We start from the raw sequence: 23,857 nt of genomic DNA, 5'->3' as shown, positions 1-23,857 counted from the left end.
CCGATCTGCTCTTGGCGCATCACGGCTATCACGCCGTCATCCTCGACATGGACCTGCCGGATATGGACGGGATGCAGGTGTTGCGCAAGTTGCGCGAGGTCAGCTCGGTGCCGGTGGTGATTCTCGGTGAGCACGCCGATGAGCGTTCGATTGTGCTCGGGCTGCACAGCGGCGCCGACGACTATCTCGTCAAACCCGCGCGCATCGGTGAGTTGGCCGCGCGGCTGGAGGCGGTGACGCGGCGGGTCGGCGTTGCCAGCATTGCCCGGGGTAAGACGGTGACCAGCGAAGATGTTCGCGTAGATCTCGCGGCGCGGCGGGTGGAGGTGGCCGGGGAACTGGTTCCGCTCACCCGGCTGGAGTTCGAGTTGCTGCGGGTCTTGGCCGAGCGGCCCGGAATAGCGGTCAGCCGTGAGCAATTGATGGACTGCGTCTGGGGCGACTCGATGCTTGCGGTATCGCGGAAACTGTATGTGCATATGGCCTCGTTGCGCGCGAAGTTGGACCGCCCCGGGCTGATCACGAATATCCGCGGCTACGGCTATCGGTGGGGTCCGGACCCGTACGAGACCACCGCCGAATCGAATTTGCTGCACGCGGTATAGACGCCGACCTCCGAGCGTTCCGATCACCGGGACTTCTTCCCGACGCGCCGCCACGGCCGCCATAGCGTCACAACTATGGCGTCGTCCGGCACACCCGGTCGCGAGAACATAGGAGGACTCCCATGAACCCAGCATCGCGCAGCGATTCGATGAGGGGTGGTGGTCGGGTGACGGACGGGCCCAATAAGGTGCTCGATCGGGTTCGGGATCTACTCCCGGCAATCCGGGAGCGAGCCGCGGAGACCGATCTGCAGCGGCGGGTTCCGGTGGCGAGTATCAGGGAACTGACCGAGGCGGGGGTGTACCGCATGCTGCAGCCGTCGCGTTTCGGCGGCGACGAGGCCTCCCCGGTGGGATTCTACGAGGTCATTCGCACGATCGCGTCGGCCTGCCCGTCTACCGGCTGGGTGTCGTCGGTGCTCGGCGTGCACCCCTGGCAGCTGGCGCTTTTCCCACTGCAGGCGCAGGAAGAGGTGTGGGGTGCGGATTCCGACACGCTCATCTCCTCCTCGTACGCCCCGACCGGTCGACTCACGCCGGTCGACGGCGGTTACGAGGTCAGCGGCCGGTGGAGTTTCTCCTCCGGCTGCGACCATGCCCAGTGGGCATTCCTGGGCGCATTGGCCCCGGACGAACAGGGCAATCCCAAGGACTATCTGACAATCCTGGTGCCGCGCAACGACTATCGCATCGATGACGTCTGGCACGTCGTCGGCCTGTCCGGCACCGGCAGCAACGATATCGTCATCGAGAAGGCCTTCGTGCCGCATCACCGCGCCTACAGCGCGACCGAACAATCACAGCTGCGCGGTCCGGGCCAGGAAGCCAATCCCGCTGCGCTGTACAAGATTCCGTTCGCGGGCGTCTTCTCCAACACCATCACCGCGCCCATCATCGGGGCCGCACAGGGCGCGTACGAGGCGCATATCGAGCGGATGCGCGAGCGGGTCCGGCTGTCCTACGGCGGGCAGAAGGTGGCCGAGGACGCATTCGCCCATGTGCGGGTCGCCCGCGCGGGCTCCGAAATCGACGCGGCCATCCTGCAGATGGAACACAACATTTCCGAGCAACTGCGTTATGCCGAAGCGGGCGAAGAGATCCCCTACGAAATCCGGTTGCGCACCCGCCGCGATCAGGTGCGCGGCACCGAGCGCGCGATCCAGGCGATCGAGCTGCTGTTCGACAACTCCGGTGGCCACTCGATCCGCAAACCCAATCCGATCGAACGACATTGGCGCGACGCACACGCGGGCAGTGTGCACGTCATCAACGATGTCGAGCGCGCCCTCGCTATGTTCGGCCGCGGTGAATTCGGGCTGCCGGTCGAAGATCGGATGGTTTGATGGACGCGGCGGATACCAGTCGCCATATCACCGTCGACGGTCTGAAACTTCGCTACCACGAGGCGGGTTCGGGTCCGCCGCTGGTGCTGCTGCACGGATCCGGCCCGGGCGTGTCGGGCTGGGCCAATTTCGGCGCGAACCTACCGGTACTCGCCGAACACTTCCGCTGCCTGATACTGGATCAGCCGGGCTTCGGCGCGAGTGAGCGCCCCGAGGTGTACCAGCGCAACTATCTGCGGATCGCCGCCGAGGCGGTGCTCGGTCTGCTGGATCGACTCGAGCTGCCGACAGTGCACCTGCTCGGCAACTCCATGGGTGGTGCGGTGGCGACGGTGGTGGCGCTCGAACACGGCCGGCGCATCGATCGACTGGTGCTCATGGCGCCGGGCGGTGTCGGCGTCAATGTGCTGGGACCCGAACCGTCCGAAGGGATTCGGCGGCTGCTCGACTTCACCGGCGAGCCGACCCGGGAGCGCGTACTCGCCTGGCTGCGAACCATGGTGTTCGACGAGGCGGTACTCACCGATGAGCTCATCGAGAACCGATGGGCCGCGGCGGCGGATCCGGCTGCCATCGCAGCGATCCGCGACGCCTACGCGACCTTCGCGAATCCCGCCTTCGCGGAACCGATTCCGCTGTGGGCACGGCTGCGCGCGCTGCGCAATGAGGTGCTGCTGCTGTGGGGCCGCGACGATCGGGTCACTCCGGCCGAGGGTGCGCTGCTGCCCTCGCGTCAGCTGCCGAATGCCGATCTGCGGCTGTTCGGGCGCTGCGGGCACTGGGTGCAGATCGAGCGCAAGGACGCCTTCGAGCGCGCGGTCATCGACTTCCTGAACTCCGGCCTGTAGCGCCGATGCCGAGGCGACATAGGCATCACTATGTCCGGCCGATGTCGCATTAATTCGCGAGATCCATCGGCGGTTCGGAGTTACAGTCGGCCGGTGACGTGGACCGCACCCGAGATCACCAGAACCAAGCCGCCGCTGGTCGCCGACGAGCGGACCATGCTGCAGAGCTGGCTGGACCTGCACCGCCGCACGCTGCTGTGGAAGTGCGCCGGGCTCGAGGCCGAACAGCTGAAGCGGCGCTGCGTCGCACCCTCGACGCTGTCGCTGCTGGGCCTGGTCCGCCACCTCGCCGAATGCGAACGCGGCTGGTTCCGCATCGCCACCTGCGGCGAACCGCTGGATTACCTCTACTGCAGCGAAGACAATCCGAACGGCGATTTCGACGATATCGCCAATGCCGACGCCGCCGCGGATCTGGCGACGCTGCACGCGGAGATCAAGTCGGCCGACGCCGCCGTCGCGGACCTACCCCTCGACCACGTCTTCACTCATCGCAGCACCGAATACAGCCTGCGCTGGGTCTATGTGCACATGATCGAGGAATACGCGCGACACAACGGCCATGCCGACTTCCTTCGCGAACGCATCGACGGCGCGACCGGCGACTGACGCGTCAGATCTGATTCCGGCTGACCCACGCGGCGATCTGCGTCCGCGAGGTGAAGCCCAATTTGGTGAGAATGTGGTCGACGTGGCTCTCGACGGTCCGGATCGAAATCACCAACTCACTCGCGATGCTCTTATTGCTGTAGCCCGCCCCGATCAACCGCGCGACTTCACGTTCGCGCCGGGTAAGCACATCCGCCGTAACGGCGGTTTTCACCGGCGCAGCACGCATCGGCGTGCCGAGCGCGAAAGCGACCGCCTCCTCCAATCCCAAGGCCGCACCCGCATCGAAGGCGGCACGAAACTCCTTCTCGCCCATCGCATCGCGCACCTGAAGGCGCACCTTGTCGCCGACGAATTCGGTCATCTCATGGGCGAGCCGCTGGGTACTGCCGCGCCGCACCGTCGACGCCGCCCCCATCAGCCGCGCCGCACGGTTCAGATCGCCATCGGCCGTCGCCACCCACGCGAGTCCGTCGAAACCGGACGCCGTCCACACGCACCGATCGAACAGACTGAACAGCTCGACCGCCTTGCGTAGCTCCGCAATCGCCTGCTCCTGCTCGCCTTTACGCCAGCGATCGGTGCCCACCGCCCAATGCCCCAGCCCGCCCAGCAGGTGCGAGCCGTAGTCCTTGGTCTTGGCGAGGAAGCGATCCGCGATCGCGCCCGCCCGCTCGTCGTCCAACACCAGCGCACACACATACGCGAAGGCCAAACTCTCCATCTCGACGCCGTGGTGGGCGCAGGCACGCGCACGGTCCGAGGCCGCCTCGGCGATATCGAGTGCCCGCCTCGGTTCATCGTTGGCGAATGCCAGCAGCGCGGCGAGCAGGGCATGTTCGACGAGCACGTCTTCGGCATCGAGTTCCGTTGCGATGTACAGACATTCGTCCGCAAATCGCGTCGCGGTCTCCGGATCGGACAGCATGGCGGCGATCACCGAGGCGGCGGCCAGTGCCCGCGCTCGGTCCTTCGTGTTGTCGAGATCCTTCTCCAGCGCCTCCAGGAGCCAGCGATAGCCCTCCAGCAGGAAGCGGTAGTGCTCCCAGAACGGCCGCAGTTCCGTCGCGATCTCCAGTGCGCGATGAGCGCTTTCCGGATCGGCGAGCGAGAACTGCAGTGCCGCACGCAGATTCGGATGTTCGCGGGTGACGTCACGGAACCAGGTGACATCCTCGCTGCCCCAATACGCGGTGCGTCCCTGCGCGGCGATCCCGTGGTAGTAGTCGCGATGACGTAGCCGCACGGCCCGCTCACCACCGCGGGCGACCAATCGCGCCAAGGCGAACTGACGCAACGGTTCGAGCATGGTGTATCGCCCGGTACCGTCGCTGTTCTGCCGGTAGCCGAGCACCGACTTGTCCACCAACCCGGTCAACGCGTCCAACAGCACATCCGGGACCACGCAGACCGCCTCCGCGGCCTCCAGGTCGAAACCACCCGCGAAGACCGACAGCTGCTCCCACAGGCGCTGCTCGTCGGGCGTGCACAGGTCGTAGCTCCACCGAATAGCGGCCTCCAGGGTCTGCTGTCGCTCCGGCGCGGTACGCAACCCGGCGGTGAGCAGCCGTATCGCATCGTCCAGGCGTGCGAGCACCTGGTCCGGTGTGAACATCCGCAACCGCAATGCCGCCAGCTCGAGTGCCAGCGGTATACCGTCCAGGCGACGACAGATCGCCGCGAGCACCCCGCGATTGGCATCGGTGACCTGGAAATCGGGGTTCGCGGCGACGGCCCGATCGATCAGCAGCCGCAACGCATCGCTGTCGACGTGCGCCGGACGTGCCTCGTCCTCGTCCACTTCCGGCACCGCGAGCGGCAGCACCGGCATGACCTGTTCCCCGGAGACCCCGAGCGACTCACGGCTGGTCGCGAGAATCCGCACGTCGGTGGTCGTCGGAATCAGCCGGTCCACGAGTTCGGCACATGCGGCGATCAAGTGCTCGCAGTTGTCCAGGATCAACAGCAGTCTCTTGTCGGCCAGGAATTCGGTCAGGCCGACGACGGGCGAAGTGGTGTCGTCGCGCAGACCGAGCGCCTGCGCGACGCTCAACGCCACCAGATCCCCGTCGTGCACATGCGCGATCTCGACCAGCCAGACACCGTCGGGAAAGGCGCGGCGCACGGTCTCCCCCACCCGCCGGCTGAGCCGGGTCTTCCCGACGCCGCCCGGCCCGGTCAGGGTGAGCAGCCGCGTGCTGGACAGCAGCTTGCGCGCCGCGGCGACCTCGGCGTCACGACCTACGAAGCTCGTCACCTCAGCGGGGAGGTTCCCTGTCACGTGCCGCACCACGCTGCATACCTTTTCATGCGCGGCCGCCGTCCCGGGCATTTTGACCGAGATGTCGTATTGGTACCCGTTAGGAGACTATCGCGTTCGCGGCTCGGATGACGGCGGCCAGCGACGCGGTGAGGACCGAATCGCTGCGTCCGCAGGCCCATCCGGTCCGCGCACCGATGCGGTATTCGAGATAGGTGATCGCGGTCCCGGCGTTGCCCGCCCCGATCGACTGCTGGGTCGATCCGAGCACCTCGACCGGATAACCCACCCGGGCCAGTGCCGCGGTGAGTGCCTCGATCGGACCGATATCTCGATGTTCGCTGCGCTCGGCGACACCACCGATGCTCAACGTGACCTCGGTGTATCCGTCGGTCGTCCGCCAATCGGTCAACTCGACCGACGCCGACTCGGTGTGCAGATATGTCGCCTCGAACAGCTCGTGCAGTTCGGCGGCGGTGATCTCCAGACCGGTGTCATCGGTACGCGCCTGCACGTGTCGCGCGAAATCGATCTGCAGTCGGCGCGGCAGTTCCAGGCCGTATTCGGACTCCAGCAGATACGCGATCCCACCCTTGCCGGACTGGGAATTCACCCGGATGACCGCGTCGTAGCTGCGCCCGATATCGGCCGGATCGATCGGCAGATATGGGACATGCCAGTCGAGTTCGCGTTCATCGATACCCCTCGCGGCAGCCCTTTCGCGATGTTCGGCCATCCCCTTCTTGATCGCGTCCTGATGTGTGCCGGAGAACGCGGTATGCACGAGATCACCTACATACGGATGCCTTTCGTGGATCGGCATGCGCGTGCAGTACTCGACTGTCCTGCGGATCTCGTCGATATCGGAGAAGTCGATCATCGGATCGATGCCCTGCGCGTACAGATTCAGCGCCAAGGTCGCGATATCGACGTTGCCGGTGCGTTCGCCATTGCCGAAGACACAGCCCTCCACGCGTTGTGCTCCGGCGAGTACGGCCAGTTCCGCGCATGCGACACCGGTACCCCGGTCATTGTGCGGGTGCACGGACAGGATGACGCCGTCGCGGCGGGCCAGGTTCTTGTGCATGTATTCGATCTGGTCGGCGTACACATTGGGGGTCGCAACCTCCACCGTGGCAGGCAGATTCAGAATCACCGGCCGCTGCGGAGTGGCGTCCCACAGGGTCGTCATGCGGTCGCAGATATCGAGTACGAAATCCGGTTCGGTCAGGTTGAACACCTCGGGCGAGAATTCGAATCGCACATTCGGCAGATCACCGGCGAATTCGAGGACGTCGCGGCCGCCGGATGCGATCAGCTCGCGCAGCTCGCCCGTGTCCTTGCCCAGCACCACATTTCGCCACACGGGCGCGGTCGCCGTATACATGTGGATGACGACCTCGTTGCGGATACCGCGCACCGATTCCACCGTGCGTTCGATGAGATCGCGTCGGGCCGGAGTGAATACCACGATCGTGACATCTTCCGGCGCGATATCGGTGCGCGCGATCAGCCGGACGAAATCGAAATCGGTCTGCGATGCGGACGGGTAGCCGACCTCGATCTCCTTGTAGCCCATGGCAACCAGCAGTTCGAAGAACCGCTGCTTGCGCACCGGATCCATGGGTTCGGCGAGTGCTTGGTTGCCGTCGCGCAGATCGACCGGCACCCACAGCGGCGCATGGGTGAGGCGGGCGTTCGGCCAACTACGTTCGGCGAGTGGCACTTCCACGCGATCATAGACGCCGCGGTAGCGATGCGACGGCATCTGCGAATGCCGCTGTCTGTGCCATGCCGAGACGGCACCGGCGGGCGTGGCGATGGTGGGGAACATGGTCATGATTGCTGCTTCCTGGCCTTCGTGGCCGTCACAGAGAACGGTGACCGGCCACGACGAAGCCCACGGCGGGCGGCCGGTCGTTAGGCCCCGCCGTGGCGGCTAAGCAGAAGCATGGTGCGCATGATTGCTAGACTATACACAACTCCTCAGACAAGTAGAGAGGTTCGGATGGTCTCGCAGGTACGGCGGCAGCCCCTCGCGACACAGGCGGCGGAACTGCTGCTCACCCGCATCCGCAGCGGGGAATGGCCACTGGGGCATCGTCTTCCGGGTGAAACGACCCTCGCCGCGCAGCTCGGTGTCGGGCGCTCGACCCTGCGCGAGGCGATCCGCGAATTGGCGGGTAAGGGCGTGCTCGACAGCCGGCAGGGCGCGGGTGTCTTCGTGACCGCGCTGGATGTCACCGAGGACTGGGATGTGGTGCTGCGCCGCGCCACCATCGCCGCGGTCATCGAGGCCCGCATCGCCATCGAGGCCGAGGCCGCCGCCCTGGCCGCACAGCGCCGCACCCCCGCCGACCTGCGCGCCATCCGCCGGGCCCTGGCCGCGCGCGAGGCGCACGGCGAACCGATCGCCGACCATGTCGATGCCGATATGGCATTCCACCGCGCCGTCATCGTCGCCGCCCACAACGATGTGCTCACCCAACTCTTCGACAGCTTCCTCCCCCGGCTCCGGGTGGCCATGATCGATATGCTGAAGATCCGCCCGGTCCCCTCGGAGCCCGCCGACCATGATGCGCACATTCGGCTCACGGATGCGATCGCACATCGAAATCCCAGTGCCGCAGCGGAATTCAGCCGAAAGCAGCTGACGGCTTTGAAAGACGCGTTCACCTGATGACCGAACGGAGATCTCCCGTGCCCGAAACCCCGGTGCTGCAACTGACCGACGTCACCTTCCGCCGCGAAGGCAAGCAGATCATCGACGGCATCTCGCTGACCGTCCACGCGGGCGAACACTGGGCGCTGCTGGGACCTAATGGCGCGGGCAAGAGCACCCTGCTCGGCTTCTGCGCCGCGGTCACCTTCCCGACCTCGGGCACCGTCGATATCCTCGGCCAGCGGATGGGCCGGGTCGATCTGGCCCCACTGCGCCACTCGATCGGGCATGTGAATCCGCGCCATCCACTGCGATATCCGCTGACCGTCCGCGAGGTCGTGCTCACCGGCATCACCGCCACCATCGACACCCCGATGCGCTGGACCCCTACGCCGGGGGATCTGCGCCGGGCGGACGCCATGATCGACACCGTCGGCCTCAAAGGTAAGGCCGAGGAGATCTGGCCGACGCTGTCGCAGGGCGAACGCGGCCGAACCCTGATCGCGCGTGCCCTCATCGCCGAGCCGCGCCTGCTGCTGTTCGACGAGCCGTCCACCGGACTCGATGTGGCGGCCCGCGAACAACTTCTCGAGACCATCGACGCACTCGGCGAAACCCATCCCGAGGTCGCCTCGATCCTGGTTACCCATCATCTCGAGGAATTGCCGAGCACCACCACCCACGCGCTGCTCATCGCCGACGGCCGGACCGTTGCCACTGGTCCCGCCACCGAGACGGTCACGACGGACACCGTGAGCGCGGCCTTCGACCATCCCGTCGCGGTCCGCTACGACGACGGCCGCTGGACCGCGCGGGCCGCCGTGCGCGCCTGGCCCGCGTAACAAATGTGGGTTCCGGAAGATTTTTCCGGGAGAATGTCGATTCGAGCCGATGCCGTTCGATGCGTTGAGTGAGGGTCGGACAAGCCGACCACCGAACCGAGGATGGCCAGATGCGACACATGATGCTGATCCGAGTTGATCCGACGAATGCGCCGGTTCCCGACGAGGCGCTGATCGAGCAGGTCAACAAGGTGATCGAGGAGATGACCAAGGCCGGGGTGCTGTTGGATACCGCCGGTCTGCATTCGATCACCGAGGCCACCAAGATCAGCCAGACCGGTGGCAAGCAGACGGTGCTCGATGGTCCGTTCACCGAATCGAAGGAAGTCGTCGGCGGGTACTGTCTGCTGCAGACGAAAACGAAACAGGAGGCGGTGGAATGGACCTCGCGCTTCCTGAGCGTGCACGGACCGGAGTGGGATATCGAGGTGGAGGTTCGTCAGGTCGCCGAGGGCTGATCCGATAGATGAGCCGGTCGCCCGAGCAGATCCGAGATGCTGTCGAGACCGTATGGCGGATGGAGTGGCCGCGCCTGGTGGCCGGGCTGACCCGGATCGTCGGCGATATCGACGCCGCCGAGGAACTCGCCCAGGACGCGCTGGTCGCGGCCCTGGAGCAGTGGCCGAGCGACGGTGTGCCGCCGAATCCGGGCGGCTGGCTCATGCTCACCGCGAAACATCGGGCGATCGATCGGGTGCGGCGCAATCAGACCCTCGCGCGGAAGCTGACGCTGGTCGGTCATGAACTCCGGTCCGGTCCGGAGCCCGAAGCGGCGGAGGATATCGAAGACGATCTGCTGCGCATGATCTTCACGGCCTGTCATCCGGTGCTCTCACAACCGGCCCGGGTGGCATTGACGCTGCGGTTGCTCGGCGGATTGACCACCGAGGAAATCGCCCGCGCCTTTGTCATAGCGGAATCGACTGTCGCCCAACGCATTGTGCGGGCCAAACGCACCATCGCCGCCAGGCACGTGCCGTATGCGGTGCCGCACGGCGACGAGCTGGCCCGGCGTCTGGACTCGGTGCTGGAGGTCGTCTACCTGATCTTCAACGAAGGCTATTCGGCGACGTCGGGCGATGACTGGATCCGGATCGAATTGTGTGAGGACGCCTTGCGATTGGCGCGGATGCTGGCGAATCTGCTGCCCGACGAACCGGAAACACACGGCCTCGCCGCACTGCTGGAATTGCAGGCATCGCGCTCGGCCGCACGGATGAGTGCCACGAAAACCGTTGTCCTGCTGGCGGATCAGGAGCGTGCCCGGTGGGATCAGCTGCTGATCCGACGTGGTTACGCCGCACTCGGCCGGGCCCATGCGGTCAGCCGCGATCGCGGGATACGGCCGGGCCGTTATGCGCTGCAAGCCGCGATCGCCGCGGTGCACGCCATGGCGCCGAGTGCCGAGGAGACCGATTGGCGGCGGATCGCGGGCCTGTATGCGGTGCTCGCCGAACGCTTTCCGTCACCGATCGTCGAACTGAATCGGGCCGTCGCGGTCAGCATGGTGCACGGGCCCGCCGCAGGTCTCGAACTCGTCGACGCGCTCGTCGCCAGCGGTAAGTTGGACAGCTATCACCTGCTCCCCGCTGTCCGCGGCGATCTGCTCGATCGGCTCGGCCGACCGGACGAAGCGCGTGCCGAATTCGCCCGCGCGGCGGAGCTGACCGGGAATAATGCCGAACAGGCGCTGCTACTGGACCGCATCGCCGGACGTGAATAACCACACGGACTCTCGTGCGCGCCGCGATTGCCGAGGGTTGACGTTCAGGCGCGGCGAATGGGTTGGTAGGTGGGGTTGGCGGCGGTGGTAAGGAAGATGCCGATCTGGCGGTAGACCTCCGCGGGCTTTTCGACCACCAGTAGGTGTGAGGTCCTGGGGACGATGGCAAGTTCGGTATCCGCGATCGCGCGGTAGAGGGCGATGGTGTGCTCGAGGGTCACGGCATCGTCGTCCGCGGCGAGGAAGAGGGTGCGACTGGTGATCGCGGACAGGCGATATTCGCGCCGTCGCTGTAACCGACCAGGTGCGCCTGGCCGCCGATCACCTTGTCCAGGAATGCGATCGCGTCATCGGCCATCATGTCATAGCTGATCGGTCCGTCGACATCCGGTGTGCGGCCGTGGCCGCGGCGATCCATGCGGTAGACGCGGAAATGTTCGGCCAGGCCGGGGACCGCGGCGTCGAAGGTGCGCGAATCCACGAAACCGCCGTGCAGCAACAGCACCGGCTCGCCGTCGCCGGTTTCGTCGTACCAGGTTCGAACCGGTCCTAGCTGAACATAATTCGACATGTACCCATCGTGCACGGCTATCGCGATACCTCCGTGGCGCGCGCCTCGGCTTCGGCCAGTTCCTTCAGCGTCAGCAACTGCTTGCGCATCATGAGCACATCGCCGAGAGCCAGCACGCGGGCGACGATCCACGGTGCGCCGCAATGCATTCGGACCGTCAGGCGGGTGCCGTGCGCCTCGGGTCGCACCGCATAGGTTACGCAGATCTTGCCGGATACCAGGGTGATATGGCGGCACAGCACGAAGGAGACGAGGGTGAACGCGGACATGAACCGCTGTCCCACTTCGAGTTCGGTGAGCGCCGGATCGCGGTGGCGTGGGCTGCGCCTGCCGAAATTGTCGAGCAGATCGTAGCTGTACGGCGCGACCCGCAATTGGCACAGCCAGCCATATACCACGCTGGGCGGCGCGTCGATGCTGATGGCCCGATCCGCCTGCACCCCGCCGGGTTGCACCTCGTCACAGGGCAGCGGGAGCTCGCATTCAGCTTCTGTGGCACCCCAGACCAGACCCGGGATCATGCCGCGGCCGCGATTCGGCGGAGCATATCGCGCACCACGACCTTGTGGCCGCCGGTACCGATGACCAACGCGCGGTAGATCTTTCCGTGCAGACCTGGGAATTCGGCCCAACTCTGCGCTCGCACCAATGTCCGGCTCGGACCTTGCTCGTCCAGTTCGAAGACCAGCGCATAGCGCGAGAACCAGTGCCGGCCCCGCAGCGCCAGCCGAGCGGGCTCCTCGGCCGCGTCGAGCACGAAGCCGGTCGGAGTCTTCGACGGATCGTTCGGATCCTTGCAGACAACTTTCAGCAAGGCTTTCCACGCCCGATCGCGATTCGCGTCCACCGATCTGGCATGCTCATCTATGTAGGGCAATCGCTCCATATAGAAGGAACGTACTAGTACATGGCGCCTCCCCGCAAGCACGACACCGACGTGATCCTCGACGCAGCACGCACCCTCGTGCTCACCGACGGACCCCGCGCCGCCAGCGTCGCGGCGATCGCGGCGGCCAGCGGCGCACCCGTCGGCACGCTCTATCACCGCTTCGGCAACCGCAACGGTGTGCTGACCGCGGCCTGGCTGCGCGCACTCGAACGCTTCCAGGACCGGGTCAAGGCCGCCGCCGACGAACCGGACCCGGTCGAGGCCGGTGTCGCGATGGCCGTGGCGAGCATTCACTTCGGTCGCGAATTACCCGACGACGCAAAGCTTTTGCTGAATCTTCGGCCAAGCGATCTGCTCGACGGCGGACCGGACGCGGAATTCCGGGCCCGCCTCGACCAGATGAACGCACCGCTCATCGACCACCTGCGCCGCATCGCCGCCGCCCGCTTCGGCCGCGACGGCGACCGCGAACTCGACGCCGTCAGCCGCGCCGTAGTCGACCTCCCCTACGCCGCCCTGCGCCGACACGCCCAGGCCCCCGCCCTTCCCACCTGGCTCGAAGCCGACCTCACCGCCGCCGCCCGCGCCCTGCTCGAGTCCTACCAACCCTGACCCGGCTATATCAGCGGCTGCGGCGTTGGGTTCACTCCCCGGCGACGAGTTCGGGGGTGAGTTTGTCGAGGGTGTCGATCACCTCGGCGGCCAGGGCGAGGGCGTCCGGAGCAGGCGGGTATTCCGGGCGCGGCGCGGCGATGACGCGCATACCCGCGGCGTGCGCCGCGCGCAGACCGTTGCTCGAATCCTCGACGGCCGCACATTCGGTGGACTTGTGCCGCATGAAGGCGGCCGCCGCCACGTAGACATCGGGTGCGGGCTTACCCCGATCGACCTCCTCGGTCGAGAAGGTGACGCCGAAGAATTCGATCAGCCCGGTGCGGCCGAGCACCGTGTCGATCAAGGTTCGCGGCGACGAACTGGCCACCGCGAGCGGCCAGTGTTCGCTGATGCGCTGCACCGCCTCGACCGCCCCCGGCAGCAGCGGAACCGACTGTTCGTAATGCTGCGCCATCCGATCGATCACATCATTGGCCACGGTATCCGGCGTCGCGCCGACACCGAGTTCAGTACTGAGATAGTCCGACCACTCCCCGGTGCTCATCCCCATCAGCCGCTGCTGCGTATCGGGTAGCCAGCGCCCACCCCGCTCCGCCACATACTGGCGGCGCACCTGCTCCCACACCGGCTCCGAGTCGATCAGAACGCCGTCCATATCGAAGACAACAGCGGCAATATGCATACGGGACAAAGCCTTTCGCCGGCAACACCGTTCGGCGACGACCCGATGGCCAACCCATCGACCCGCCCCGCGGTGGGGGTTTTCGGAAGACCTGATGAACAACGACTACCCACATTAGGCCAGCCCATCCCGCCCCCGCATTCGGCCACATGTGGACGCGCGCGACCAGCCACGGCGCGGCCGCAAGAGCGGCGTACGGCCGATGCAAGTGACGCGCCGGCGTGCAGTAGCCACTGCAGCACCAGCCCCACCGAACGAGCATTCGATCGGCAACCGATAACGTGTTCTATATGAGTGAAGAGCAGGTCGGTAACTCGCTGCCGAGCGAAGAGCACCACGAGGGCGGGTTCCGGCCGATGTCGGAGCTGATCAATGCACAGCTGGACGAGCTCGATATTTCACGCGGCGGGCCGCACTACGGCGCGTTCGTCGAGCAGGTGCGCAGCCTGATGGATCGGGCCAGGCTGGCGTGCCCGACCGATGAGCTCGCGCTGGAGACGATCGGCATCCTCAAACAGCTCAACGACAAGTTGGACACAGCAATCGTCGACGAATGGTCCGCGCCGACCTGGACCCGGGTCGACCTGCCCTCCCGCGGCAACATCACGCTGCCGCCGTTCGTCGTCGACAAGGCGGGCAGGGACGGCATCGAAGCCCGCATCACCTTCCGCACTTTCCACCTCGGCGGCAATAAGGCCGCCCACGGTGGACAGGTCGCGGTCGGCTTCGACGATCTGCTCGGTATGGCCGCCGCGGTGTACGCGGGCGGGGTGACCCGCACCGCCTCGCTCACCGTCGACTACCGCTCCATCACTCCCCTCGACACCGAATTGCAGGTGCACGCCTGGACCGAACGGCAGGAGGGCCGCAAGGTCTATGTCCGGGCCACCCTGCACGACGGCGAACGCCTCTGCGCCGAGGCGAACGGCCTGTTCATCGTACTCAAACCCGGGCAGCAGTGAGCCGGTCGTTCGCGGGTACCGAGATCAGGTGAAACTGGTGGCGTCGACCGATGCCGCCGCGGCTTCGACCTGATCTCGGTCCACCCGCTAGCTCGTCGGGAAGTGCCGGCTGCGGTACTCCGCGAAACGCGCGTCGACCTGGGCCGCAGTAAGACCGAAGTCCTCCAGCGTGTAGCGATGCACGGGACGCGCCGCACCGGAGGTGCTTTCCGTATGCAATGCCGTCATCGCGGCTTCGGCCTCGGGGCTCAGCTCGATATCGAAGTGCCGGTAGATCGATCCGACGGTGCCGATCGGGTCGGCGACGAAATCGTCGTAGTACACATCGCGGAACTGAGCGGCATTGTGCCGCTTGCGATCCGCGAGGAATTTATCCGCTCCCCTGGCCCACAGATCCAACTGCGCGGCACCGACGACCGGACCGCGGAACTTCTCCGACCATCCCGCCGAGGCCTGCTCGTTCAGACTGCACACCGAGGCGATGATGGTGCGCGGATCCCGGTGCATCTGGATCACCAGCGCATCCGGATACACCTCGAAGATCGCGTCCAGCGCGAACAGATGACTCGGGTTCTTCAATACCCACCGCCGGTCGGCATCGGGCATCCCGATCAACTGCAGGTTGCGCCGATGCCTGCGATAGGCATCGGTCCAATCCTGTTCGCGCAACCACTCGGAATAGCCGGGCAGATAGCCGAGGCATTCGTAGGACACCGACATCAGCGACTGCCGCAGCAGCTGCCAGCACTCCTCCACCTGGTCCGCCGAAATATGGTGCACGCCCATGAATTCCGGATGTTCCACATGATGCTGCTCGAATGCCGCCTCGATCCGCTGATACACCGGATTGTCCGCCCACGTCTCGCGCGGCGGCCGCGGCTGCGGCATCTCGGTGAGCCACATTTCCAGGCCCTGATGCGCCGGATCCGCATTGAGCAGCCGATGCACCGCCGTGGTACCCGAACGCGGCAGCCCGGTCACGAAGATCGGGCGCTCGATCTCGACCTCGGCATGTTCCGGAAAGCGTTGCCACGCGGCCTCGCTCAGCAACCTGGCAATCAGCGCACCGCGCAGGAAGGCCCGATTGACCTTATTGCCGAAGGGCGTCAGCTCGGCTTCCTTGGCATAGGACTCGAGCAGCACTGCCAGCCCCTCGCGGTAGCCGTCGTCGCCGAAATCGCTCAATCCGACGACCTTGGTCGCCGAGGCGTGCAGATCGTCGATGGTGCCGACGTCGTCTCTGCCGATCACAGTCATCTCCTAGTGGTGGTATTCGCCGCCGTTGACATCCAGGCATGCGCCGGTGATCGCCCGCGCCAGATGCGAGGCGAAGAAGACCACGGCATCAGCGATCTCATCGGGTTCGGGCAACTTGCGCAGGTCGATGGTCTCGGCCGTTTCGGCATATACCTCTTCGGGGGTGATCCCGCGCTGCTTGGCCTGATAGTTGAAGTACCACTTCAGGTTGTCCGCCCAGATATAGCCGGGCGCAATGGTATTCACCCGAATGCCCTTCGGCCCGAGTTCGGTGGCCAGACTCTGCGCCAACGCCAGCAGGCTCGCCTTGGCCATCTTGTACGGCCCGAAGGTGCGCCGCGAATGCCGCAGCACCGCCGAATTGATCATGACCACCGAGCCCTTGGACTCGGTGAGCGCGGGCACGAACAGACGCGTCAACCGCAGTGCGGCAAGCACATTCGTCTCGAAGCCGGCACGCACGTCATCGAGATCGACATCGGCCAGATCCGTGATCGGCGGAATCGCGAAGGCATTGTTCACCAGGGTGTCGACGTGGCCGAACGCGTTCTGCGCCGTCTCGACCAGATTCGTCACGGCCGCTTCATCGTTGATATCGGTCGGCACCACCACCGCGCGCCTGCCGAGTTCGGTGATCTCCTTGGCCACCTCGGTCAGCCGCGACTCGGTCCGCGAGGCCAGCACCACATCGGCACCGGCGCGCGCACTCTGCACCGCGATCGCACGCCCCAACCCCGGGCCGACGCCGGAGACGACAACTACCTTGTCCTGCAACAACATCAGCCGAGCATCCTTTCCGCCACGGCAACCTGACGTGCCGCGATCCGGGCCTTCCATTGCTCGGACGTGACCTGAGCCTCCTGGTAGTACGGCAGCCGGTCCGGCAATTCGGCGAGCGAAACCACCTCCACCTTCGGCCCGTCTTCGGGCTTCAGATCCCGTGACAGCTGCTGCCAGCGGAATTGCAGGTATCCGCGCGCATGCCCGGTGCGCTCGATCCAGTTGGTCAGTCCCGGATCACGCTCGCTGATCACGAGCCGGATCATCCCGTCCGGATCCACCCGCGCCTGGTCGGCGGTGAGGCTGGTCTGGTGGTTGATGTAGTCCAGCGACAGGTACCACATGCTGCCGAGTTGGAAACCCTGATACGGCGCATCCGATTTGGGGACCGTGAGGATCATGACCTGATCGTCGTCGAGTTCGTAGTGACCGACGGAGGAGAACTGCGTGGTCAGTCCGCCCGGGGTGGAGCGCGGTTCGGTCATCGTATTGACCGGCAGATTGAGATAGAACCACTTCGGGAACGCCAGGAAGGTATTCAGCCGCGAGACCAGCATTTTCCCCGCGATCTCATAACGCTTGCTCATCACGTCCCTGGTCAGCGGCGGCGGTGCGTCGCCGATCGTGTCCACCCGCTGAATGCGAATCGTGCCCGGCTTCTCGGTGGCCCAGTCGCTGTATACCTCGCGAACCACGAGCATGGCGGAGTCCGGTGCGAGATGGACGTAGCCGGGCCGCGCCGCGCCGGGGCCGAGCCGGAGTTCGTAGGTACCGTCGGCCGCGATATCGAGGGCGCGGGCATCGAAGGCGGTCTCGCTGTCGGGGACATCCACCGGCGAGTAGTTGCCGTTGAGCACCTGGAAGCTGAGGTCACGGGTGGTGCCGCGAGTTCCGGTCACCACATACTCGGCGTCGGGGCGCAGATACGAGTGGAAGTAGAGGGTGTCCGGATTGTCCAGACCCATTTTCGTATACGGCCCGGTGGACATGACGAAGAACGGAAAGTCCCGCTCGAAGGCCCACGCCATCTGAATTGAGGCGCGAATACTGCCCGCGAGGTAGTCGTAACCCTCGACGAGGTCCTGTTCGGTCCGAATATGCGGTGCGCCGGTGATGATCTCCTCGGCGGCGGCGATGGCTTCCGCGAACGGCTGTGTCAGCAAGAGGCTTCTCCGAAGTAGCTGTTCCAAATATGTACCGCTCTGGTACATTTCGATATGAGCAAGATTAGAACCTGTTCTAGGAGTTGTCCATGGTTGCCCGCAGATCCGCCCCGACCGCACGGGTGGTCCAAGTGCTGGATTTCTTCGTCGAGCGGCGCGGGAAACGCTTCGGACTCTCCGAACTGGCCCGGGAACTCGATTTGGCCAAGCCGACCTGCCTGGGCATCCTCACCGAACTGACCGCGGGCGGCTATCTCATGCGCGACGCGAACACCCGCACCTATGGCCTCGGACCTGCGCTTATCGCGGCCGGCCGGGTCGCACAGGACAGCTTCGCCATCGCCTCCATCGCGCGCGCCGAGCTGGAGAAACTCACCGCGCTCTACCGCACGACCTGTACCGCGTCGGCCGTGGTCGGCGAGCAGATCATGGTGCTGGAAAGCACCGGTCCGGGCCTGGTCAAGGTGGGTGCGGCCTACCATTTCGCGCCGCCGGTCGGTCTGATGTACGTGCTCTGGGATACCGACGCGGCGTTCGACGCCTGGTTGCGCAAGCCGCCGACGGTGCCGCTGCGCCAGGACGAGGCCCGGCTGCGCCGGATCGTCGCGGAGTGCCGCGAGCGCGGCTACCTGGTCGAAAGCCTGACCGCGGCCGGTCGGCGGCTATACGCTTTGCTGGCCGGGGTCGCGGCCAGCGACCTGCCGAGCGAGGTGCGCGAACTCGTCGGTGAACTGGTGACCAGCCTCGGGGAGCGGGTCTATCTCGGCACCGATCTGCGCCCGCGCAAGGAACATCCGGTCAGCCTGCTCGCGGCACCCACCTACGGCGGCGACGGCAGGCAGAACATGGTGCTGACGATGTACGTCGGAGCCTCCATCACCGGCGCCGAGATCGACCGTCGCGGAACCGCACTCGTAGCCGCCGCGGATCGGGTGACCGCCGAATCCGGGGGTCACAAGCCGGATTCCAACCATTGACCAATGACCGAAACGTGTTCTAGTTTTGGGGTGTGAGCCAGTACGCGAAGTCGACGGCGAGCACCTACGAGTTGCCTCATCTGGACGCGCTCGAGGCCGAGTCGGCACATATATTCCGGGAAGTCGCCGCTACCTTCGAACGGCCGGTGTTGCTGTTCTCCGGTGGTAAGGATTCGGTGGTGATGCTGCACTTGGCGGCGAAGGCCTTCTGGCCGGCGCCGCTACCGTTCCCGGTGCTGCATATCGATACCGGGCACAATTTCGACGAGGTCATCGAACACCGCGACCGCACCGTCGCGCGACTCGGTCTGCGGCTGGTGGTCGGCAGCGTGGGCGACGATATCGACGCGGGCCGGGTAACCGAGGAGACCGGACCCCGCGCGACCCGGAACCGTTTGCAGACAGCCACTTTGCTGCGGTCGATCCGTGAGGGCGGCTATGACGCGGTCTTCGGTGGCGCACGCCGCGACGAGGAGAAAGCACGCGCCAAGGAACGCGTATTCAGCTTCCGCGACGAATACGGGCAGTGGGATCCACGGAACCAGCGCCCCGAGTTGTGGAACCTCTACAACGGACGCCACAACAAGGGCGAACACATCCGGGTGTTCCCCCTGTCCAACTGGACCGAACTCGATATCTGGCATTACATCGCCACCGAGAACATCGAGCTACCACCGCTGTACTACGCACACCGCCGAAACGTGGTGCAACGCGATGGAATGCTGTTGGCGCACACCAGGTTCCTCACCCTGCTCGACGGTGAGCAGCCGTATGAAAGTACGGTGCGATTCCGGACGGTCGGCGATGCGACCTGCACCGGCTGTGTCGAATCGACCGCGGCAACCCCCGCGGAGGTGGTCGCCGAAGTCGCCGCCACCCGCATCACCGAACGCGGCGCCACCCGCGCCGATGACCGTATCTCCGAGGCAGGCATGGAAGACCGCAAACGCGAAGGGTATTTCTGATGACCACCACCACCCTGCTGCGCCTAGCCACCGCGGGCAGCGTCGACGACGGTAAGTCGACACTGATCGGGCGTCTGCTGTTCGACTCCAAAACGATCTTCACCGATCAACTCGCCGCGGTGGAGGCGACCAGTAAGGCGCGCGGTGACGACTACCCGGATCTAGCGTTGCTCACCGACGGCCTGCGCGCCGAACGCGAACAAGGCATCACCATCGACGTAGCACACCGCTACTTCGCCACACCCCGCCGCAAATTCATCATCGCCGACACCCCCGGCCACATCCAATACACCCGCAACATGGTCACCGGCGCCTCCACCGCCGACCTCGCACTGATCCTCGTCGACGCCCGCAAAGGCATTGTGGAACAGACTCGCCGCCACGCGTTCCTGGCCAGCCTGCTCGGGATCCCGCACCTGGTGCTGTGTGTGAACAAAATGGACCTGGCCGGATGGTCCCAAGACCGGTTCGAAGAGATCCGGGAAGAATTCACCGGCTTCGCCACCAAACTCGACGTCGCCGATCTGTCCTTCATCCCGATGTCGGCACTGCACGGCGACAATATCGTGCATCGCGGTGCGAGCATGGGCTGGTACGAGGGCTCACCGCTGCTGCATCACCTCGAGGAAGTGCATATCGCCTCAGACCGCAACCTCATCGACGCCCGATTCCCCGTGCAGTATGTAACCCGCAGGCACGCAACCGATTTCCGTGGCTACGCCGGCACCGTGTCCGGTGGCGTCTTCAAACCAGGCGACGAAGTCGCGGTACTGCCTTCGGGATTCACCACGACGGTCGAGGCGATCTGGGGTCCGGGCGGGACGCCGGTGGCCGAAGCCTTTCCGCCGCAGGCCGTTACCATCCAGCTCGCCGACCACCTCGATGTTTCCCGTGGCGATCTGATCTGCCGGCCCGCGAACCGACCCCACCTCGGACGTGATCTGGACGCGATGGTGTGCTGGTTCGCCGAGGATTCCGAACTCACCCCCGGCGCCACCTACACCATCCGCCACACCACCCGCACCGCGACGGCCGAAATCCGCACCCTCGACTACCGGCTCGACGTCAATACCCTGCACCGCGACGAGAACGCGAACTCACTGTCGCTCAACGAGATCGGGCGCATCCAGCTGCGCACCCGCCAACCCTTGCTCTTCGATCCGTACCGCCGCAACCGCACCACCGGCAGCTTCATCCTCATCGACGACACCACCAACAACACCGTCGCCGCGGGCATGATCACCGGACCGACCCTGCCCTCCTCTCGTGTCGTCTGGCATTCGACCGCGGTCGGCCGCGACGAACGCCCGACCGCGGGAATGACCGTGTGGCTGACTGGGCTGTCGGGCTCCGGAAAGTCCTCTGTCGCGGTGGAACTGGAGCGTCGTCTGGTCGCGGCAGGCCGCCCGGCATTCCTCCTCGACGGCGACAACCTGCGCCACGGCCTCAACGCCGACCTCGGCTTCACCGCCGCTGACCGTGTCGAGAACATCCGCCGCGTCGGCGAAGTCGCACGACTGTTCGCCGAAGCCGGTGTCATCGCAGTGGTTTCCCTGATCAGCCCGTATGCCGCTGACCGCAACAAAGTCCGTGCCGTGCACGAGGCCGCGGGCATCCCCTTCGTCGAAATCTTCATCGACACACCACTGCAGGTCTGCGAAGCCCGCGACCCCAAAGGCATGTACGCCAAAGCCCGCGCCGGCGAAATCCACGGCTTCACCGGCATCGACGACCCCTACCAAGCACCCACCCGCGCCGAACTGGTACTGCGCCCCGAAGACGGCGACCCGGCGGCCATGGCCACCGCCATCCTCGCCAAGCTGGCGGATCTCGACTGAGACGACCGGTCAGGAATCGGCCCGCAACGCGGCGCGCAACCAGTCGAACACCGGTCCCAGGGTCGGCGGGACGGGCCAGCCGTTGATGATCGAGAGGAGTTGCCAATAGCGTTCGGCGCGTGGGTCTCCCGCGACGTCGAGGCGGATCAGCAGCCAGTTCCGTAGCTCGGCGTCATCGGGGCGGCCGAATGTCGTCGCGTATGCGGCGGTCAGCTCGTCGACAATGGGTCGGGCCGCGGCCGACGAGGGTGCGGTGCCGGCCGAGAGCGCCTGGCCGACTCGTTCGCGCACGAGTTCGGTCAGCTCGTGGTGCAGCCCGGTGGTATCGCCTTCGGCGCGCTGCGCGGCCTGGTATTCCGCCATGCGGCGCACCGATGCGCGGAAATCCGGATCTCGAGTGAGTTCGGCGAGTTCCACCCAGGCCTGCACCTGGACGGGTTCCGGGTCGTCGGGTAGTTCCGGCATTGCCGCGCGGATGAGATCGACGAATTCCGGGTTGGCATCGGCCCCACCGAAGGTGTCTTCGACGAATTCGGTAATGAGGCGGCGCTTTTCGGCGTCGGAGAGTTCGACGAGCTTGTGCATGAGTTCCATCTCCTCGGGGGTCGAGCCCCGCTCGGCTATTGCTCGTAACACCGTGCGCCGCACCCGCAGTGTGCTGATCTGGAACTCCAGCGCGTCGGCATGTGCGGCCGCGACCTCGGGCACCGTCAGTTTGCGGTCGAGCACCTGTCGGATGGCGGGCAGATCAATACCGAGTTCGCGCAGGGTTCGCACCAGTTGCAGGCGGGCGAGCGCATCGTCGTCGTAGAGCCGGTAACCGGCGGGGCTGTGGGTGGTCGGCGGCACGACACCGGTATCGGCGTAGAAGCGGATGGTCTTGACCGAGAGACCGGTCCGTTCGGCCATCGTGCCGATCGGATAAAGCGTGTCGCCGTCCATACCCCTACCCTCGTGTCTCCCCTTGGTGGAGACGCAAATCCCCGCACGATGCTACGGGTCCGGCGGGCTCAGCCGATGGTGCGGAAGAACTCGCGGATATCGCCGATGAGCAGGTCGGGTACCTCGAGCGCCGGGAAGTGGCCGCCGGAGTAGAACTCCGACCAGTGCGTGATGTTGTGCGCCTTTTCCGCGAAGCGGCGGATCGCGTAGTCACCGTCCTTGAAGACCGCGACACCGGTGGGCACGGTGCCCTTCGGCGTGGGCGCGAACATCGCGGCATCGTGGAACCGCTCGTAGTAGAAGTTGGCCACGCTGCGGGCGGTGTCGGTGAACCAATAGATGCTCACATTCGCCAGCATTCGATCGCGGTCGATGCCCTGTTCCGGCAGGTCGTTTGACTGGTCGATCCACTCCTTGTACTTCTCGACGATCCAGCCGAGCTGCCCGGTCGGGGAATCGGCCAGCAACTGCGCGATGGTGTTCGGGCGCGAGCCGTTGAGGTTCATATAGGCCGAGCCGTCCTTCTGGAAGTTCTGCATGCGTGCCAGCCGCTGCTGCTCGGCCTCGGTGAGCGCGGCCATATCGGCGGGATCGCCGGTCGGAAAGGTGACCAGCGCATTGACGTGCGCGCCGAGCACATGCGCACCATCGAGCCGGGCCAGCCGCGGGGCCAGAAACGCCCCGTGGTCGCCACCGTGCACCCCGTACCGGTCGTAGCCGAGGCGAGCCATCAGCTCCGCCAGCGCCGCCGCGACCCGGCCGTCGTGCCAGCCCGCCTCGGTGATCGGACCGGAGAAGCCGTGGCCCGGCAGCGACGGAATGACGAGATGGAAGGCGGGCACGTCGGCGTGACCGTGTGCCTTCGGATCGGTCAGCGGGCCGATCAGATCCAGGAAATCGATCACCGAGCTGGGCCAGCCGTGCAGCATCAGCAGCGGGGTGGCATCGGCTTCGGCGGACCGCACGTGCAGGAAGTGCACATCTTGTCCGTCGATAGTGGTGCTGAACTGCGGGTATTCGTTGAGCTCCGCCTCGACCGCGCGCCAGTCGAACTTTTCGGCCCAGTAACCGGCGAGCTCGCGCAGGTAGGCGGTGGGTACGCCGCGTTCCCAGCCGGTGCCGGGCAGGTCGTCGATCCAGCGGGTGCGGGTCAGCCGCTCGCGCAGATCGTCGATATCGGCCTGGGGGATCTCGATGCGGAAGGGGCGGATCTCGTTGTTCGTCATGCTTTCGACTCTGCTGGTAACGGGGATGCCGCCGAATCACGAGAATTCGTTATCTTCGGGTCCACGACTCTTTACGTTGGCACCGAGGCCATGATCCG

The 23,857-nt window shown here is 65.7% G+C and carries 25 protein-coding genes; 13 read left to right on the top strand and 12 right to left on the bottom strand.

Features of this window, described 5'->3' with window-relative positions; translation table 11 throughout:
* The 4 genes from ON44_RS13535 to ON44_RS13520 form a co-directional block, all read left to right on the top strand.
* Nucleotides 1–605, top strand: a 605-nt coding sequence (locus tag ON44_RS13535; protein WP_051181967.1) for a response regulator transcription factor, incomplete at its 5' end; no start/stop codon positions are given.
* Between the two features lie 122 nt (nucleotides 606–727).
* Nucleotides 728–1,948 (top strand): 3-hydroxy-9,10-secoandrosta-1,3,5(10)-triene-9,17-dione monooxygenase oxygenase subunit, encoded by a 1,221-nt coding sequence (gene hsaA, locus ON44_RS13530; protein WP_281005140.1) that lies wholly within the window; start codon nucleotides 728–730, stop codon nucleotides 1,946–1,948.
* Nucleotides 1,948–2,796 carry an alpha/beta fold hydrolase gene (locus ON44_RS13525; RefSeq protein ID WP_040689795.1) on the top strand — a complete coding sequence of 283 codons (849 nt, stop codon included), beginning with the start codon at nucleotides 1,948–1,950 and terminating at the stop codon, nucleotides 2,794–2,796. Before hsaA ends, ON44_RS13525 begins: the two co-directional genes overlap by 1 nt.
* A gap of 93 nt (nucleotides 2,797–2,889) precedes the next feature.
* Nucleotides 2,890–3,405: a DinB family protein gene (locus ON44_RS13520; protein WP_040689794.1), complete on the top strand. Its 516-nt coding sequence runs from the start codon at nucleotides 2,890–2,892 to the stop codon at nucleotides 3,403–3,405.
* A gap of 4 nt (nucleotides 3,406–3,409) precedes the next feature.
* On the opposite strand, the gene ON44_RS13515 is transcribed toward ON44_RS13520, so the two are convergent.
* On the bottom strand, nucleotides 3,410–5,686 hold the full coding sequence (locus tag ON44_RS13515; RefSeq protein ID WP_040689844.1) for a LuxR C-terminal-related transcriptional regulator: 2,277 nt from the start codon (nucleotides 5,684–5,686) through the stop codon (nucleotides 3,410–3,412).
* 79 nt (nucleotides 5,687–5,765) lie between these two features.
* The gene (locus tag ON44_RS13510) at nucleotides 5,766–7,433 is read right to left on the bottom strand and encodes a 2-isopropylmalate synthase (RefSeq protein WP_040689842.1); all 1,668 of its coding nucleotides are present in this window, start codon (nucleotides 7,431–7,433) and stop codon (nucleotides 5,766–5,768) included.
* 240 nt (nucleotides 7,434–7,673) lie between these two features.
* Between ON44_RS13510 and ON44_RS13505 the strand changes: the two genes are divergently transcribed.
* The 4 genes from ON44_RS13505 to ON44_RS13490 all read left to right on the top strand — a co-directional run bounded on the left by ON44_RS13505 (nucleotide 7,674) and on the right by ON44_RS13490 (nucleotide 10,892).
* Nucleotides 7,674–8,345, top strand: a complete 672-nt coding sequence (locus ON44_RS13505; RefSeq protein WP_040689790.1) for a FadR/GntR family transcriptional regulator — start codon at nucleotides 7,674–7,676, stop codon at nucleotides 8,343–8,345.
* 20 nt (nucleotides 8,346–8,365) lie between these two features.
* Nucleotides 8,366–9,169, top strand: coding sequence for an ABC transporter ATP-binding protein (locus tag ON44_RS13500; RefSeq protein ID WP_245567139.1), 804 nt, complete (start codon nucleotides 8,366–8,368; stop codon nucleotides 9,167–9,169).
* Nucleotides 9,170–9,279: 110 nt separating this feature from the next.
* The gene (locus tag ON44_RS13495) at nucleotides 9,280–9,627 is read left to right on the top strand and encodes a YciI family protein (protein WP_040689841.1); all 348 of its coding nucleotides are present in this window, start codon (nucleotides 9,280–9,282) and stop codon (nucleotides 9,625–9,627) included.
* Nucleotides 9,628–9,686: 59 nt separating this feature from the next.
* Entirely contained in the window at nucleotides 9,687–10,892 is a 1,206-nt protein-coding gene (locus tag ON44_RS13490; RefSeq protein WP_245567138.1) for an RNA polymerase sigma factor, read from the top strand.
* Between the two features lie 44 nt (nucleotides 10,893–10,936).
* Here ON44_RS13490 and ON44_RS51920 read toward each other — a convergent pair whose 3' ends face one another.
* Genes ON44_RS51920 through ON44_RS13475 form a run of 4 tightly spaced genes read right to left on the bottom strand, consistent with a single transcriptional unit; the run spans nucleotide 10,937 to nucleotide 12,349 of the window.
* Complete coding sequence (locus ON44_RS51920) at nucleotides 10,937–11,113, bottom strand: alpha/beta fold hydrolase family protein (RefSeq protein WP_218007556.1); 177 nt, start codon at nucleotides 11,111–11,113, stop codon at nucleotides 10,937–10,939.
* Complete coding sequence (locus ON44_RS13485) at nucleotides 11,110–11,463, bottom strand: alpha/beta fold hydrolase (RefSeq protein ID WP_218007555.1); 354 nt, start codon at nucleotides 11,461–11,463, stop codon at nucleotides 11,110–11,112. The genes ON44_RS51920 and ON44_RS13485 overlap by 4 nt, the downstream gene beginning before the upstream one ends.
* Nucleotides 11,464–11,480: 17 nt before the next feature.
* A complete protein-coding gene (locus ON44_RS13480) occupies nucleotides 11,481–11,984 on the bottom strand; it encodes a hypothetical protein (protein ID WP_040689782.1) in 504 nt (167 codons plus the stop codon).
* Nucleotides 11,981–12,349, bottom strand: a complete 369-nt coding sequence (locus ON44_RS13475) for a hypothetical protein (protein ID WP_040689779.1) — start codon at nucleotides 12,347–12,349, stop codon at nucleotides 11,981–11,983. Before ON44_RS13475 ends, ON44_RS13480 begins: the two co-directional genes overlap by 4 nt.
* A gap of 21 nt (nucleotides 12,350–12,370) precedes the next feature.
* On the opposite strand from ON44_RS13475, the gene ON44_RS13470 reads away from it, so the two are divergent.
* On the top strand, nucleotides 12,371–12,964 hold the full coding sequence (locus ON44_RS13470; RefSeq protein WP_040689778.1) for a TetR/AcrR family transcriptional regulator: 594 nt from the start codon (nucleotides 12,371–12,373) through the stop codon (nucleotides 12,962–12,964).
* Between the two features lie 31 nt (nucleotides 12,965–12,995).
* On the opposite strand, the gene ON44_RS13465 is transcribed toward ON44_RS13470, so the two are convergent.
* Nucleotides 12,996–13,649 carry an HAD family hydrolase gene (locus ON44_RS13465; RefSeq protein ID WP_040689777.1) on the bottom strand — a complete coding sequence of 218 codons (654 nt, stop codon included), beginning with the start codon at nucleotides 13,647–13,649 and terminating at the stop codon, nucleotides 12,996–12,998.
* A 290-nt stretch (nucleotides 13,650–13,939) separates the two neighbouring features.
* Here ON44_RS13465 and ON44_RS13460 point away from each other — a divergent pair, with 290 nt between their 5' ends.
* Nucleotides 13,940–14,611, top strand: coding sequence for a PaaI family thioesterase (locus ON44_RS13460; RefSeq protein WP_040689840.1), 672 nt, complete (start codon nucleotides 13,940–13,942; stop codon nucleotides 14,609–14,611).
* A gap of 87 nt (nucleotides 14,612–14,698) precedes the next feature.
* On the opposite strand, the gene ON44_RS13455 is transcribed toward ON44_RS13460, so the two are convergent.
* Genes ON44_RS13455 through ON44_RS13445 form a run of 3 tightly spaced genes read right to left on the bottom strand, consistent with a single transcriptional unit; the run spans nucleotide 14,699 to nucleotide 17,811 of the window.
* The gene (locus ON44_RS13455; RefSeq protein WP_373283155.1) at nucleotides 14,699–15,862 is read right to left on the bottom strand and encodes a sulfotransferase family protein; all 1,164 of its coding nucleotides are present in this window, start codon (nucleotides 15,860–15,862) and stop codon (nucleotides 14,699–14,701) included.
* Between the two features lie 9 nt (nucleotides 15,863–15,871).
* A complete protein-coding gene (locus tag ON44_RS13450) occupies nucleotides 15,872–16,648 on the bottom strand; it encodes an SDR family oxidoreductase (protein ID WP_040689774.1) in 777 nt (258 codons plus the stop codon).
* Nucleotides 16,648–17,811 carry a hypothetical protein gene (locus ON44_RS13445; protein ID WP_040689839.1) on the bottom strand — a complete coding sequence of 388 codons (1,164 nt, stop codon included), beginning with the start codon at nucleotides 17,809–17,811 and terminating at the stop codon, nucleotides 16,648–16,650. The genes ON44_RS13450 and ON44_RS13445 overlap by 1 nt, the downstream gene beginning before the upstream one ends.
* An 89-nt stretch (nucleotides 17,812–17,900) precedes the next feature.
* Between ON44_RS13445 and ON44_RS13440 the strand changes: the two genes are divergently transcribed.
* Genes ON44_RS13440 through cysC form a run of 3 tightly spaced genes read left to right on the top strand, consistent with a single transcriptional unit; the run spans nucleotide 17,901 to nucleotide 21,591 of the window.
* Nucleotides 17,901–18,788: a helix-turn-helix domain-containing protein gene (locus ON44_RS13440; RefSeq protein ID WP_040689837.1), complete on the top strand. Its 888-nt coding sequence runs from the start codon at nucleotides 17,901–17,903 to the stop codon at nucleotides 18,786–18,788.
* Nucleotides 18,789–18,820: 32 nt separating this feature from the next.
* The gene (cysD, locus tag ON44_RS13435; RefSeq protein ID WP_040689772.1) at nucleotides 18,821–19,753 is read left to right on the top strand and encodes a sulfate adenylyltransferase subunit CysD; all 933 of its coding nucleotides are present in this window, start codon (nucleotides 18,821–18,823) and stop codon (nucleotides 19,751–19,753) included.
* The gene (gene cysC / locus ON44_RS13430) at nucleotides 19,753–21,591 is read left to right on the top strand and encodes an adenylyl-sulfate kinase (protein WP_040689771.1); all 1,839 of its coding nucleotides are present in this window, start codon (nucleotides 19,753–19,755) and stop codon (nucleotides 21,589–21,591) included. The genes cysD and cysC overlap by 1 nt, the downstream gene beginning before the upstream one ends.
* Nucleotides 21,592–21,600: 9 nt before the next feature.
* On the opposite strand, the gene ON44_RS13425 is transcribed toward cysC, so the two are convergent.
* Entirely contained in the window at nucleotides 21,601–22,533 is a 933-nt protein-coding gene (locus ON44_RS13425; protein ID WP_040689769.1) for a MerR family transcriptional regulator, read from the bottom strand.
* Between the two features lie 68 nt (nucleotides 22,534–22,601).
* Entirely contained in the window at nucleotides 22,602–23,759 is a 1,158-nt protein-coding gene (locus ON44_RS13420; protein WP_040689766.1) for an epoxide hydrolase family protein, read from the bottom strand.
* Nucleotides 23,760–23,857 lie beyond the last annotated feature (98 nt).

The sequence above is a fragment of the Nocardia vinacea NBRC 16497 genome, assembly GCF_000308835.1.
Taxonomy (GTDB): domain Bacteria; phylum Actinomycetota; class Actinomycetes; order Mycobacteriales; family Mycobacteriaceae; genus Nocardia; species Nocardia vinacea.
The sequence above is the reverse complement of the archived record's forward strand: the minus strand, read 5'-3'. Positions and strand labels throughout refer to the sequence as shown.